The organism is Tsuneonella deserti, assembly GCF_014644315.1.
GTDB classification, from domain to species: Bacteria; Pseudomonadota; Alphaproteobacteria; order Sphingomonadales; family Sphingomonadaceae; genus Tsuneonella; species Tsuneonella deserti.
This window is the reverse complement of sequence record NZ_BMKL01000001.1, coordinates 738373-750836: the sequence shown is the minus strand read 5'-3', so window position 1 is coordinate 750836 and position 12464 is coordinate 738373. Positions and strand designations below refer to the sequence as shown.

The window sequence follows — 12464 nt, the reverse complement described above, 5'->3', positions numbered from 1 at the left end:
AGCATTTACTTCGATGGGCGCCCCCATGCCCCGCCGACTGCTGTCAGGCGAGCGTGGCGGGTTGGGCAATCAGCCCTTGTGCTCTTCGATGTACTTGGTCGCATCGCCGACCGTGGTGATCTTTTCCGCGGCATCGTCGGGGATCTCGACGCCGAATTCCTCTTCGAACGCCATCACCAGCTCGACGATGTCGAGGCTGTCCGCGCCCAGGTCGTCGATGAAGCTGGCTTCCTGGGTGACCTTGTCGGCTTCCACGCCCAGGTGTTCGACGACGATCTTCTGCACGCGTTCGGCGGTATCGCTCATGGAGTGTTCCCTCTTGAATTTCGGGTTTCGAGATTTTCTGTCGCCCTAATGAACGCGGTTACGGCTGGCAAGTGCCCGAGACCATGGCTTCCCGGGCAATCGAGAAGAGGCCTCATCAATGAGCCGGCGGCCGCGGAGGGAGCGGCCGCCGGGTCATGCAGTCCTCCGGACTCAGACCGTGCCGTATTCCGGGGCCCGGACCCCTGGCGCGTCGCCCACCGAGGGCCCGCCGCGACCCTTGGCCATTCGCTGGTCTGCCTTGTCAACCAGCTCGTCCTTCTTGTCACGCGCGACGTCCGCGAGTTCGCGGGCCTTTTCCTTTGCCGCGTCGAGTGCGTCCGCTCCGAACTTGCCGATCTGTCCTTCCTCCGTCCGGGTGACCGGTGCGGCCGCGCCGGCGAGCGCGCCGACCAGCGCGGCTATCATGCCGCCGACCAGCGGGTTCGAACGATAAGCCTGCATCACGCTGTCTGAGGCTTCACCTGCGGATTCGCTGGCGGTCCGTCCCATGCGATGCGCCTGGTCGAGCAAGCTGTCCCGCCGTTCGCGCAATGCGTCGGTCGCCTGGTCAAGCCGCTGGCGAAAGCTGCTCTCGTCCTCGTCGTGCCGCTGCTCGATCATCAGGTAGTTGGCCCGCGCCAGGTCGCGGCGCCGGCGGTAACTGGCCTCGTCCTCGTTCGCCTGCGGCTCGCATCGACTCATGTGTTCGATATAGCCGCGATGATGATCGTAGTGGGCTTCCGAGCCGGTCCATCCGCCAATCCCGGAAGGCTTCAGGGTCGATGGGCGCGCGTCACTGTCGCTGACGAGCCAGATCCCGCCGAGCGCAATCATGCCCAGCGCCAGCGGGTTCCTCCGTGCGCCATCGACGAGATAGCGCGCGTCGATGCCATTCTCGTCAGCCTTGTCCAGCAGAGCGTTAAGAAGGTTCCTGGGCGTCAACTGATCGCCGATCTTGTCGACCGTGCGGCCCATCTCCGCCTGTGTCTGACGGATTTCGCGCTCGATCTCCGCCGGATCGCGGGTTTCCGTGTGCTCTGCGTTACTCATGGCCTGCCTCCAGTGAAGCTTTCATTTCCGCTGACAATGTCTGGCGTGTCGCCGACTGTTCGGATGGTTCGTTCTGGCTTGAGATGGGCCGCTGCGACCTTGCCTTTGGCGCTTGAGTAGAGAATCGCGGCGATGATGAGAACCACGACGCCCACGATGACGATGCCCAGCGGCACGTTGTCGATGCCGTCGCCAAGCCACCACCCGAGTCCCGTGAGCGTAACCCCGAGTCCCGCAAGACCCAGCACTGCGGCACCCGCATAGGCGGCGACGGCCTGCTTGATGTCGCTGACACCCTGTCGCACCTCGGCTTGCATGAGCGCGACCTGCTCGTGCGCAAGGTGCGCGCCCTGGCTGGTCAACTGGCCGAGAAGGTCGACGACGTTATCGCCGCCGGTGGCCCCAGAGCCGGACCTGGGCGGGTTCATTACCCTGTCTGGCGTATGGTCGTTCATGACAGAGCTCCTTCGCTATCGAGCGGCGCGGAGGACGGTGCCCAAGCCGTGTTGTCGGCGCCCGCCATCCCGTCCCTCGAGCCTGCGCCGCCGGTATCGGAACCTGACGCGGCGCCGGCGGCCCCCACGGGCGCCCTGTCGGACGCTCCCCGGAAGCCTTCCGATTTCGTCACGCTCCTCGAGCCTGTCGATTCGAAGGGCCGCTGCGTGTCCTGTTCGCGGCGCGTCTGATATTCGCTGCCGGCCCGCAGGAAACGCGCGGCAGCGAAGCCTGCAGCGGCAGCGGCGGCGAGAAACGCCACCGGGCTCTGCCGGGCGAAACCCGTGACCGAGCGACGAATGTCGGCGATGTCCTTGTTCTCGATTGTTCGCGCGAGCTCATCGACCTGACGGGCCGTTTTCTCGAACGCCGTGGTCAGCCATTCCGGCGCCTTGTCATCCTCGCGCAGAGCACCGGCAGCCTTGTCGATGGCGGACGATATCGCGTGCGCCGTGGTGGTCGCCTGTTCCTTGCGGGTGTCGGCAGCCTGCTCCACTCTTGCCGTTGCCGTGTCCTTCAGCCGGGTAGCGTCGCTCGAAAGACCCTCTCCAATGGAGGTCGATCCGGTAGACGCCCCGGAGATTCCGGGGGTTGTCGCTTGGGTCATGCTGGTCTCCTTTGATCCGATATCAGACCAATGGACGCGCGCCTGCGGTGTTTCCGTCACCGCTCCACGATAACCCTCTCAGTGGCGTTTATTCGACGGGAAGTGCGTCAATTGCCACCAGCGGAACGATCAGTGCTCACTCTAGAGCGATCGTTCTTCGGGCATTACATTGTAGCGGCGAACCTCTTCCTGCGTCAGGCAGTATCGCGTGGTCGGATTGCCTTCCGTTTTCAAAGCCTGCTGCTTGTACATCACATCGGTCAGCAGCTTGCGGCTGACACCCATGCGGATCAGGAAATCGTTATCGTCGCTGGCGAGCTGGGCGCTCGATTGCTCGATCTCACCGATCAACTCGGCGGTGGCATTGGTGCCTTCGGCGATGGTCTCCTGAATGACGTCGCGCTGATTGGTGTGCGTGAACATGTGCACCATGAACACTCCGCCCGGCTCGACCACCCGGCGGTCGCCGCCCATGAACAGGAAGTTGCACGCCGAGAAGCACGCCCAGCCCGAGGGTATGCGGGTAAGCATCCCCGGGAACGAGCGGATGACCTTGCCCGCCTCGTTGCCTGCTCGTGCATCCCCACCGGCGGAACGGATCCACACTTCGCCAATGGTCTCATCCGCTTCCAGGGCCTTGCGCAGCCGTGCCGGGAGCGATGCGTCGATCTTTCCCTCCGCGAGAAGCACGCGGCCGCCGCCGCGATCGGCAGGGGTCAGCGTCATGGGAACGGCCGGACCGAAATCCGGATTGGCAGGGCAGCTCGGGTTGTCGGGATCCGCTGCGCCGGTGAGGAGCGCGAGCGCGGCCACCGCAATGCCGAAACGGCTGCCTTTTCTCACGCGACCAGCGCGTATCGCGCAGCAGGGGGGCGACGGCACATCCGCTTGTCCGCCCGGGTTTCTTCGCCCCGGACGATGACGACGTCGGACACGACGAGGCACTGCAGGCCCCCGGGTTCTTCATCGTTGCGGGCGACGACCGTCGATGTGCCGGATACATCCTCGCGCGTCGCGGAAGTCCACGAGGCGGAGGTGCCCACCGCAACTTCCGCACCGTCGCCCTCACCCCGGGTGGCGTCGAGCGTGGCTTGCGCCGCCTGCTTCTGCTCTTCGGGATCGAGCTTGCAGGCTATCGCCGCCGTGAGCTGGTCGGTGAGGCCGGAAATCGGCACCCATGAATAGACGCCCGCGCGGGCCGCGGCATTGCCTGCAACGGAGCCGAGGATCGAGCCGAAGACCTGCGATCCGCCGCTGCGCGACTTGCCCTTGGGACACCCGTCGGAAGTCTTTTCAGAGGTCGGCCTGCCGATGCTTCCCAGCAGGCCACCGAACTGGGCGTGAGCGGGAACGGCAAGTGACAGCATCGCCAGCATCGCACCGCCCGCGCCTGCCGCGCGCATCTTCCAACCGCTCATCGCTCGACCCCAACCGAATGTGGGCGGCACGGTCCGGGCCGCCCGTCGTCAGGGGACAAATTTACGCCTCTTGGAGCGTGCGGTCAAACGCGCCGGTCGGCGCGACCTGTCAGTTCGCAGAAGGTGCCTTCGGCGGCTCTGCCAGGCGAATATGCACATCGCGAAGCGCCCGCGCGGGCACTTCGCTCGGGGCGCCCATCATCAGATCCTGCGCACGCTGGTTCAGCGGGAAAGCGATCACCTCGCGAATATTGGGCTCGTCGGCGAGCAGCATGACGATGCGGTCGATGCCCGGAGCCGAGCCGCCGTGGGGCGGCGCGCCGAGCTTGAACGCCTCGATCATGCCGGAGAAGTTCTGGTCCACGTCCTCGCGGCTGTACCCGGCGATCTCGAACGCCTTGTACATGATGTCCGGACGGTGGTTCCGGATCGCGCCAGAGGACAGCTCGTAGCCGTTGCAGACGATGTCGTACTGCCATGCGAGGATATCGAGCGGGTCCTTGCTCTCGAGCGCCTCCATCTCGCCCTGCGGCATCGAGAAGGGGTTGTGGCTGAAATCGACCTTCTTCGCGTCCTCGTCGTATTCGAACATCGGGAAATCGACGATCCAGCAGAACTCGAAACGGTCGTCGGGGATGAGGCCGAGCTCTTCGCCAACCCTGGTGCGCGCGGCACCGGCCAGTTTGACCGCGTCCTTTTCCTTGCCGGCTGCGAAGAACAGGCCGTCGTTCTCGCCGAGACCGAGCTCGGCGTACAGCTTCTCCATCCCCTCGGCACCGTGGTTCTTGGCGATTGGCCCCCCAAACTCGCCGCCCTTGCGGGTGACGTAGCCGAGGCCGGCAAAGCCTTCGCGCCGCGCCCAATCGTTCATGTCGTCGAAGAACTTGCGGCTCTTCTCGTGCGTCGCAGGCGCGGGAATCGCGCGGACCACGCCGCCAGAACCGACGATTTTCTCGAACAACCCGAAACCGCTTTGGGTAAAGTGGCTGGAAACGTCCGAGATGATCAGCGGATTGCGCAGGTCGGGCTTGTCGGTGCCGTACTTGAGCAGCGCCTCGCGGTAGGGGATGCGCGGGAAGCTGCCCGCAGGGGTCACGCTCTTACCGTTAGCAAATTCCTCGAACACCCCGGCCAAGACCGGCTCGATCGTCTGGAACACGTCTTCCTGCGTGACGAAGCTCATCTCGAAATCGAGCTGATAGAACTCGGGGCTGCGATCGGCCCGCAGGTCCTCGTCGCGGAAGCAGGGTGCGATCTGGAAGTAGCGGTCGAACCCGGCGACCATCAGAAGCTGCTTGAACATCTGCGGCGCTTGGGGAAGCGCGTAGAAGCGGCCCGGGTGCAGGCGACTGGGGACGAGATAGTCGCGCGCGCCTTCGGGGCTGGAGGCGCCAAGGATCGGCGTCTGGAATTCGGTGAAACCCTGCCCGATCATCCGCCGCCGAAGCGAAGCGATGACGTTGGAGCGCAGCATGATGTTGGCGTGCACCCGCTCGCGCCGCAGGTCGACGAAACGGTACTTGAGGCGCGTCTCTTCGGGATAGTCCTCCGCCGAGTTGACGATGAGCGGCAGGTCTTCGGCTCGGCTCTGCACCGTGCAGGCGGTGGCGAACACCTCGATCTCGCCGGTGGGAAGATTCGGGTTCACCGCGGCGTCGGCCCGAGCCTTAACCGTCCCATCGATCGTGACGACCGATTCCAGCTTCAGCTTCTCGAGCACCGGAAGCGCCGGGCTGTCGCTGTCTGCGACGATCTGGGTCATGCCATAATGATCGCGCAGATCGACGAACAGGATGCCGCCATGGTCGCGCTTGTTGTGCACCCAGCCCGACAGGCGAACGGATTGGCCGACTTCCGCCTTCGTCAGGGCGCCGCAACTGTGGGAACGATAGGCGTGCATCTAATTTCTTTCCAAATTCACGGGTAAGGCGCTAGGGCGCGGCGCGCGCGGCTCCCATAGGCGGAATCGACGCGCGCTAACAAGGGAACGCCCCGGCTTTGTCAAGCTGCGCGGCGGTCCGGGGGCGGTACTCCGCCCGAGACAAGAAAAGAACCGATGAAGATACACGATCTGATTACCACGACCGATGCGCTGACGGACCTGTGCGAGCGCCTGGCGAAAAGCGATTTCGTCACCGTCGACACCGAATTCATGCGCGAGAACACGTACTGGCCGGAACTGTGCCTGGTGCAGATTGCCGACACGCATGAGGCAGCCGCGATCGATCCGCTCGCCCCCGGCATCGACCTTGCCCCGCTGCTCGACCTGCTGTGCGAGAACGAGGACGTGCTCAAGGTCTTCCATGCCGGCGGACAAGACGTGGAGATCGTCTACAATCTCACCGGCAAGACCCCGCACCCGATCTTCGACACCCAGATAGCCTCGATGGCGATCAGCCAGTCCGAACAGATCGGTTACGCGAATCTCGTCGAAAGCTGGCTCGGCTTCACCGTCGACAAGGGCGCGCGCTTCACCGACTGGAGCCGCCGCCCCCTGACCGACCGGCAGATCGAGTATGCGATCGGCGACGTCACGCACCTGGCGCAAATCTTCCCGCGTATTCTCAAGAAGTTGATCAAAACGGGGCGCGGGACCTGGCTCAATGCCGAGATGGAGCGGCTGGCAGATCCAGCCAACTACGCCACCGACGCTGAAGCCGCCTGGGAGCGCATTCGTCCGCCTAGCCGCAACGCAGCCGTTCTCGGCCGCCTGAAGGCGCTCGCCGCCTGGCGCGAATCCGAGGCGCAGCACAAGAACATCCCGCGTGGCCGGATCATGCGCGACGAAACCCTCGCCGATCTCGCCAGCCATCCGCCCAGGCAGCAGGCCGATCTGGCAAAAGTGCGCGGCCTTTCGGCAGCGTGGAAGGACAACGACATCGGGAAGCGGCTGATCAAGGTCATCGAAGGTGCCCGCCCCCTCTCCAACGACGAAATGCCCGACAAGCCTCGCCGCGGCGCGCCGTTGGGCAAGGAGGGCGCGCTCGTCGCCGACCTCCTGAAGCTGCTGCTCAAGATCCGTAGCCGCGAGATCGATGTGGCCGCCCGCCTCCTTACCCGTAGCGACGAAATGGAGGCACTCGCTGCCGGCATGCGCGACCTGCCGGTGCTGCAAGGCTGGCGGTACGAGGTATTCGGCAAAGATGCCCTCGAGCTGGTCGAAGGTCGCCTCGGCTTCGGGGTCGAAAACGGACGCCTCAAGATGACGCGGATCGCACACGAACCCGCCGAAGCGGAAGACGCCCTGGCGGCTGAGTGACGACTTACCTTCCCACCATCAAGCAACTCCAGTACCTCGTGGCGCTGCACGAGCACGGTCACTTCGGCCGCGCGGCAGAGGCCAGCTTCGTTTCCCAGTCTACCCTGTCAGCCGGCCTGCGCGAGCTGGAATCGCTCCTGGGAGTCACGCTGGTCGAGCGCAGCCGCCGAGTTGTCCGCTTTACTCCGCTCGGCGAGCAGGTGGTGGCCAAGGCGCACCGGCTCTTGCGTGAAGCAGAGGAGTTGAGCGATCTCGTCCAGGCCAGTGGCAAGCCCTTGAGCGGCGAATTGCGCATGAGCGTGATCCCCACGATTGCCCCTTTCCTGCTCCCACGGATGCTTCCCCGTCTTCGTCGCGAACGGCCTGCGCTGAAGCTGTTCCTGCGCGAAGAGACCAGTTCGGATGCGATCGAAAGCCTCAATAACGGCCGCGCCGACTGCGTGCTGCTCGCCCTGCCCTTCGCCACGGGCGAGGTGGAGACGGCGCACATATCGGACGACCGCCTGTTCGTTGCCTTTCCCAAGAATGAGCCGCGCGATCTGCCGGAGGAGATACCCGCTTCGATGATCGACGAGGGCCGGCTGCTTCTGCTCGAGGACGGACACTGCCTGCGAGATCACGCGCTTGCGGCCTGCAATCGCCCGGGACTTCGGGCGTCGGCAACGATGATCGGCACTTCGCTGCACACGCTGGTGCAGATGGTGGACAACGGACTGGGTGTCACCATGCTGCCGCAGATGGCGATCGACGCGGGCATCCTGCACGAGACCGACGTCGTCGCCCGCCCATTGAAGGGCAAGGCGGCCAGCCGCGAGATCGCCCTTATCTGGCGCAAGAATTCGCCCCGGGGAGACGAGTTCAGGCTTCTCGCCGAAGAGCTTCGGGCAGGCTGAGACGCCGAGACTACCTTGGCGAAGACGATTCTCAGTACGGAATCGTGATGCCCTGGGCGCCAAGTTCTCCGGTGCAATGCTTGAGAGCGATTTCGCCCTCGCCGTAACCCCAGGTAGAGTACGCAGCGGTCTGGTAGCAGTCGAGGAAACTCGTCGTGCGCAGCTTGGTGTGCTGCTTGTCTGCTGAAGCCCGAAAGTTGCCCAGCGCCGCCTGAACCGAAGTCAGGTTGCCGTTTACCGTTGCGAGCAGCGTACTCTGTGCCTCGATAAGGCTTGTGAGTTCGTCGACCTTGGCCTCCAGTTGCTGGATCTGCACTCTGAGCTGCATCTTGGTGGGATTGTTGACAGAAACGTCATCGCGCTGAACCGGAACCGCGGAGCGGGGTTGCACTGGCTGTAAGGGTCCACTGGTCGTCGCTTGCGCGGAAAGCGGAGGGGCTGACAGCAGAATTGCCAGCGAAAGCATGATCAAGCGCATCGGAAGGCTTCTCCTTCATCGGGATGCGCTTACAACCGGCGTTTCTACCCGAACGACTTATCCGTAAACATGCGGAAACCGGCGAGCATCGCGTTGCGTGAGGGCAAAATAAGATCGCGCGCGTTAAACCATCATGATCGACAGTCTGGAAACCTTGCGAGCGAAAATGCAATCGGCCGCCGACGCGATGGATTTCGAGGAGGCACGGCGCTTGCGCGACATGATCGCGCTGGTCTCGGGCGGCGCGTCTCCGGACGAGGTTAACGCGGCAGGGGGAGCGGGGATTTCTCGCCAGCGCCCCGGTGCAATGGGTCTTGGAACGGGTCAGCCGCGAATGGAGCCGCCGCCCGGCTGGGAGCCTCCGCCCAAGCCAGACCCGAGAACGACTGGCCCCTCGCGGCGCCGCCGCAAGTAGCTCAGCGCTTCTTGCGGGCCTTGCGTGCGGCATAGCGCGCGTCGCGCTCGGCCTTGCGTTCTTCCTCGGTCTTTTCGCGCGGCTTGTTGGCCGCAGCCTCGGCAGCAGCTGCCGCCTCGGCTTCCGCCTTGGCGATCCGCGCGGCTTCGGCGGCTTCTTCGCGAGCCTGTTTCGCCGCGCGACGCTTCTCGACTTCGGCTGCCTCGCGCGCGGTCCGTTCGGCAACGCGGCGGGCCCGCTCTTCCTCGTCCAGCTGTGGCCGCGCCTTCAACTTGGCCAGCGCCTTCTCGCGCGCCCTGTCGGCCGCGGCGCGGCGTTCGTTGAAGTCGAGGTCCTTGAATCCAGCCATTAGTCCATCCTGGCACGTCGGTGTGCGCGCGGCCCCCTACAAGGATGTTCGCCCGCTGGCTACCCGTAGCTCAATCCGCCTGACGATCCGGTCAATCCATGTGCTTCAGGCCGACCCGCAAATAGTCCCACCCCGTTATCAGGGTGAGCACCGCTGCGGCCCACAGCGTGACGAGACCGGTCAGGTGGATCCACTGGCCAGGCCGGGGAATGCACGGTTCCGATCCCAGGACACAAGGCGCGCCGTGCACCGCGCCGCCGAGGATCAACGCGCCCAGGCTCACCAACTGGAAAGTGGTCTTCCATTTGGCGAGGCGCGAGACCGGAACCGAAACCCGTAGGGGACCGAGGAATTCACGCAGGCCTGACACCGCGATCTCGCGCATCAGGATGATCAGCCCTGCAATCACGTGCAGGTCCCCTACATATGGCCCCCGCATGTAACCTTGCGCAGCGAGCACCAGGATCACCGCGGCAACCATGATCTTGTCGGCAATCGGGTCCAGAAACTGGCCGAGTTTGCTCACCGTTCCCTGAGCGCGCGCCAGATAGCCATCGAGGTAGTCGGTGAACCCGATCACGCAGTACAGCACGAACCCCACGCCGTAGCCGACCCGCCAGTCCGGCCACCACAACAGGAAGGCCAGCAGAGGGACCGCGAAGATGCGGCTCATCGTCAGAAGATTAGGCAGAGTGAGCATCTGATCGCCGCCCTACCCCAGACAAGCCTCGCGCAAAAGCGCCGCCTTTGGGCTTGTTCCCCTGTCGCCAGCCGCTAGACCCGGCGCCCGGAGAGGCTACCGGCGGAAGCGAATGACAGTATCCACGCATATGTTGCGCCGCCGGCGCTTCCTGCCCTTGTTCATCACCCAGCTGCTCAACGCCTTCAACGACAACCTCTACAAGACGGCGATGGTGCTGTTTGTCGTGTACAGCATCTACAACTCCGAAGAAGCCGAAGGCATGTTCAGCGCGGTCGCGTCGGGTGTCTTCATCCTGCCATTCTTCCTTTTCTCCGCACTCGCCGGCCAGCTTGCCGACATGCGGGACAAGGCCCGCATCATCCGCATCGTGAAGGCCTGCGAAATCGGCATCATGTGCACCGGGGGCATCGGGCTCGTTCTCGCGTGGCAGGACATCGCCGTTCACGCGGTCGCCATACCGCTGTTGATGGTGGCCCTGTTCGCCATGGGAGTTCACTCGACTTTTTTCGGGCCGATCAAATACGCCATCCTTCCCCAGCACCTGCACGAGCACGAGGTGCTCGCCGGCACGGGATTGGTCGAGGCGGGAACCTACATCGCGATACTTTTCGGCACGATTCTCGCGGGCTGGATACCGGTCGAGGCCGCCGCCGCAGGCGTGATCGTCACTGCCATCCTGGGCTACGTCGTGGCCCGGCAAGTGCCCGATGCTCCCGCCCAGGGCGCCGTCGAGCCGCTCGATTTCCATTTCGTGCGCAGTTCGATTGCTCTGGTGCGCAATACCTCGCACGATCGCCGCGTATTCCTGGCCATCATGGCGATCAGCTTTTTCTGGACCATAGGCGCGGTGCTGTTCATCCAGTTCCCGCCCCTCGCCAAAAACGTCCTGACCGCGAGCAAGGAAGTCGCCAGCCTGTTCCTGGTGATTTTCTCGATCGGGGTGGCGATCGGGTCTGTGTCAGTCAACGCCCTGTTGAAGGGCACGGTCTCGGCGCGATACTCTCCCCTGTCGGTCATCGCGATGGGGCTGTTCGTGCTCGGCTTCTACCTCGTTTGCCAGGCGTGGATCCCTGATCCGACCGGCCTGCTGGACGTGCCCGAGTTCATCGCCCATCCGATGGCGGTGCCCCTGCTGCTTTGCCTTCTCGGCATTGCGGTGGCGGGGGGAATGTTCGTCGTGCCGCTCTATGCGTTTCTGACCACCTTCGTGCCGAAGACGCAGACGGCGCGGACCATCGCTGCGAACAACATCGTCAATTCGGGCGCGATGGTGCTTGGATCGCTACTGGCGACGGGCCTGTCAGCGGTTGGGCTCGACATCATTCACCATCTGCTTCTGAGCGCGGCGATGTGCCTCGTGTCGGCCTATCTCGGTTTGCTGCTTCTGCGCGCCGAACGTGCCGCGCAGCGTTAGGGCGCCCTGTCAGGCAATGAATACCGCCACTGCCGCCAGGCAGGCGAAATAGGCCCCGACGAACCCGTGCACGTCATCGCGCGAAATCGCCCATGATGGTTTCATCGAAGCGGAAGCGTCAACGCGGCGGACGTGCGGCGGTAGCGACGCACGGAAAGGATGGCGGGCCGATTCATCGGTAAGGACAAGGGAGCGTCGCATGGCGAAGGTGTTAACGGCATGGAAACCATTACGCTCCCTGCTATTCCGCCATTGTCGCGTGACGGGACATTAAGGCTGTCTGTTGACGAGGATGATCCCTTTTCCACAGAAAAAGGGCCGCCCGTCGCCAGGCGGCCCTTCCACTACCATTCGTTGGCCAGAGGTGGCTCAGACCTTGTTGCCGAACGCGCCCTTCACCTCGCCCTTGAGGTTCTGCGCTTCGCCCTTGCGTTCCTGCATGGTGCCTTCGGCGCGGGTGTCAGGGTCGCCCGACATCTGCTTGGCGTTGCCGGCGACTTCGTTCGCGATGCCCTTGGCCTTGTCCTTCAGTTCGCCCATGGGGGGTCTCCTTGATTGAACGGGGCAGCGGGATGCCGCCCTCTCCTTCACTCAACGGGCGCCGGGCGCGGAATGTTCCTTTACGATTGACCCATGCGAAGAATGACCTGCCATTCGGCGGGGCGCAGTTCGGCCACCGAAAGCCGCGACTGGCGGATGATCTCGCTGTCCGCGAGCGCGGGCTCCGCCTTGATCCGGGCCAGCGTCACCGGACGCGCAAGCTTTTCGACCGGTTTCACCTTGACCGAGGCCCACTTGCCGCTGTCGTCGGTCGGATCGGGCAGTCCGGCGACGCTGATCTCGACGATCCCGACGACTTCCTTGCCGATATTCGAATGATAGAAGAACGCCCGGTCTCCTACTTTCATGGCGGCGAGGTTGTTGCGCGCCCTGTAGTTGCGTACACCGTCCCAGATACCTTCCCCTTCGGCCACCAGATCGTCCCAGCCGTAGACATCGGGCTCCGATTTCATCAGCCAATAGCGCCGTTCCATGGAATTCCTCTTTCCGCGCACCCGCAGGCGCACTGCTCTTAAC

Annotated in this window: 16 protein-coding genes; 4 read left to right on the top strand and 12 right to left on the bottom strand. The window is 64.1% G+C overall.

Annotated elements, in window-relative coordinates; all coding sequences use genetic code 11:
* Positions 1-69: 69 nt before the first annotated feature.
* The 7 genes from IEW58_RS03465 to aspS form a co-directional block, all read right to left on the bottom strand.
* On the bottom strand, positions 70-306 hold the full coding sequence (locus IEW58_RS03465; protein ID WP_160610148.1) for an acyl carrier protein: 237 nt from the start codon (positions 304-306) through the stop codon (positions 70-72).
* A 171-nt stretch (positions 307-477) separates the two neighbouring features.
* The gene (locus IEW58_RS03460) at positions 478-1356 is read right to left on the bottom strand and encodes a DUF3618 domain-containing protein (protein ID WP_188643842.1); all 879 of its coding nucleotides are present in this window, start codon (positions 1354-1356) and stop codon (positions 478-480) included.
* Positions 1353-1811 (bottom strand): phage holin family protein, encoded by a 459-nt coding sequence (locus IEW58_RS03455; RefSeq protein WP_188643841.1) that lies wholly within the window; start codon positions 1809-1811, stop codon positions 1353-1355. The genes IEW58_RS03460 and IEW58_RS03455 overlap by 4 nt, the downstream gene beginning before the upstream one ends.
* The gene (locus IEW58_RS03450; RefSeq protein WP_188643840.1) at positions 1808-2458 is read right to left on the bottom strand and encodes a hypothetical protein; all 651 of its coding nucleotides are present in this window, start codon (positions 2456-2458) and stop codon (positions 1808-1810) included. The genes IEW58_RS03455 and IEW58_RS03450 overlap by 4 nt, the downstream gene beginning before the upstream one ends.
* 141 nt (positions 2459-2599) lie before the next feature.
* Complete coding sequence (locus tag IEW58_RS03445; protein WP_229658417.1) at positions 2600-3301, bottom strand: COG3904 family protein; 702 nt, start codon at positions 3299-3301, stop codon at positions 2600-2602.
* Positions 3298-3876, bottom strand: coding sequence for a hypothetical protein (locus IEW58_RS03440; protein WP_229658416.1), 579 nt, complete (start codon positions 3874-3876; stop codon positions 3298-3300). Before IEW58_RS03440 ends, IEW58_RS03445 begins: the two co-directional genes overlap by 4 nt.
* 109 nt (positions 3877-3985) lie before the next feature.
* Positions 3986-5776: an aspartate--tRNA ligase gene (aspS, locus tag IEW58_RS03435; protein WP_188643839.1), complete on the bottom strand. Its 1791-nt coding sequence runs from the start codon at positions 5774-5776 to the stop codon at positions 3986-3988.
* A 156-nt stretch (positions 5777-5932) separates the two neighbouring features.
* Between aspS and rnd the strand changes: the two genes are divergently transcribed.
* Together rnd and IEW58_RS03425 are read left to right on the top strand one after the other, a co-directional pair.
* Positions 5933-7135, top strand: a complete 1203-nt coding sequence (gene rnd, locus IEW58_RS03430; protein WP_188643838.1) for a ribonuclease D — start codon at positions 5933-5935, stop codon at positions 7133-7135.
* Entirely contained in the window at positions 7132-8028 is an 897-nt protein-coding gene (locus IEW58_RS03425) for a hydrogen peroxide-inducible genes activator (RefSeq protein WP_188643837.1), read from the top strand. Before rnd ends, IEW58_RS03425 begins: the two co-directional genes overlap by 4 nt.
* 31 nt (positions 8029-8059) lie before the next feature.
* Here IEW58_RS03425 and IEW58_RS03420 read toward each other — a convergent pair whose 3' ends face one another.
* Positions 8060-8506 (bottom strand): hypothetical protein, encoded by a 447-nt coding sequence (locus tag IEW58_RS03420; protein ID WP_188643836.1) that lies wholly within the window; start codon positions 8504-8506, stop codon positions 8060-8062.
* Positions 8507-8639: 133 nt separating this feature from the next.
* Between IEW58_RS03420 and IEW58_RS03415 the strand changes: the two genes are divergently transcribed.
* Entirely contained in the window at positions 8640-8921 is a 282-nt protein-coding gene (locus IEW58_RS03415; protein ID WP_188643835.1) for a UvrB/UvrC motif-containing protein, read from the top strand.
* Between the two features lies 1 nt (position 8922).
* Here the strand turns inward: IEW58_RS03415 and IEW58_RS03410 are convergent, their stop codons facing one another.
* Both IEW58_RS03410 and pgsA read right to left on the bottom strand, forming a co-directional pair.
* A complete protein-coding gene (locus IEW58_RS03410; RefSeq protein ID WP_188643834.1) occupies positions 8923-9270 on the bottom strand; it encodes a DUF6481 family protein in 348 nt (115 codons plus the stop codon).
* A gap of 91 nt (positions 9271-9361) precedes the next feature.
* On the bottom strand, positions 9362-9970 hold the full coding sequence (gene pgsA / locus IEW58_RS03405; protein WP_188643833.1) for a CDP-diacylglycerol--glycerol-3-phosphate 3-phosphatidyltransferase: 609 nt from the start codon (positions 9968-9970) through the stop codon (positions 9362-9364).
* A 112-nt stretch (positions 9971-10082) separates the two neighbouring features.
* Here pgsA and IEW58_RS03400 point away from each other — a divergent pair, with 112 nt between their 5' ends.
* The gene (locus tag IEW58_RS03400; RefSeq protein ID WP_188643832.1) at positions 10083-11387 is read left to right on the top strand and encodes an MFS transporter; all 1305 of its coding nucleotides are present in this window, start codon (positions 10083-10085) and stop codon (positions 11385-11387) included.
* A 369-nt stretch (positions 11388-11756) separates the two neighbouring features.
* On the opposite strand, the gene IEW58_RS03390 is transcribed toward IEW58_RS03400, so the two are convergent.
* Positions 11757-11927 carry a CsbD family protein gene (locus tag IEW58_RS03390; RefSeq protein WP_188643830.1) on the bottom strand — a complete coding sequence of 57 codons (171 nt, stop codon included), beginning with the start codon at positions 11925-11927 and terminating at the stop codon, positions 11757-11759.
* An 80-nt stretch (positions 11928-12007) separates the two neighbouring features.
* The gene (locus IEW58_RS03385) at positions 12008-12421 is read right to left on the bottom strand and encodes an EVE domain-containing protein (protein ID WP_188643829.1); all 414 of its coding nucleotides are present in this window, start codon (positions 12419-12421) and stop codon (positions 12008-12010) included.
* Between the last annotated feature and the right edge of the window lie 43 nt (positions 12422-12464).

Coding starts and splice junctions, on each gene's coding strand:
- IEW58_RS03415 (WP_188643835.1), top strand. CDS start 8,640: ATGATCGACAGTCTGGAAACCTTGCGAGCGAAAATGCAATCGGCCGCC.
- IEW58_RS03390 (WP_188643830.1), bottom strand. CDS start 11,927: ATGGGCGAACTGAAGGACAAGGCCAAGGGCATCGCGAACGAAGTCGCC.
- IEW58_RS03450 (WP_188643840.1), bottom strand. CDS start 2,458: ATGACCCAAGCGACAACCCCCGGAATCTCCGGGGCGTCTACCGGATCG.
- IEW58_RS03460 (WP_188643842.1), bottom strand. CDS start 1,356: ATGAGTAACGCAGAGCACACGGAAACCCGCGATCCGGCGGAGATCGAG.
- IEW58_RS03385 (WP_188643829.1), bottom strand. CDS start 12,421: ATGGAACGGCGCTATTGGCTGATGAAATCGGAGCCCGATGTCTACGGC.
- rnd (WP_188643838.1), top strand. CDS start 5,933: ATGAAGATACACGATCTGATTACCACGACCGATGCGCTGACGGACCTG.
- IEW58_RS03455 (WP_188643841.1), bottom strand. CDS start 1,811: ATGAACGACCATACGCCAGACAGGGTAATGAACCCGCCCAGGTCCGGC.
- IEW58_RS03400 (WP_188643832.1), top strand. CDS start 10,083: ATGACAGTATCCACGCATATGTTGCGCCGCCGGCGCTTCCTGCCCTTG.
- IEW58_RS03440 (WP_229658416.1), bottom strand. CDS start 3,876: ATGAGCGGTTGGAAGATGCGCGCGGCAGGCGCGGGCGGTGCGATGCTG.
- aspS (WP_188643839.1), bottom strand. CDS start 5,776: ATGCACGCCTATCGTTCCCACAGTTGCGGCGCCCTGACGAAGGCGGAA.
- IEW58_RS03465 (WP_160610148.1), bottom strand. CDS start 306: ATGAGCGATACCGCCGAACGCGTGCAGAAGATCGTCGTCGAACACCTG.
- pgsA (WP_188643833.1), bottom strand. CDS start 9,970: ATGCTCACTCTGCCTAATCTTCTGACGATGAGCCGCATCTTCGCGGTC.
- IEW58_RS03410 (WP_188643834.1), bottom strand. CDS start 9,270: ATGGCTGGATTCAAGGACCTCGACTTCAACGAACGCCGCGCCGCGGCC.
- IEW58_RS03420 (WP_188643836.1), bottom strand. CDS start 8,506: ATGCGCTTGATCATGCTTTCGCTGGCAATTCTGCTGTCAGCCCCTCCG.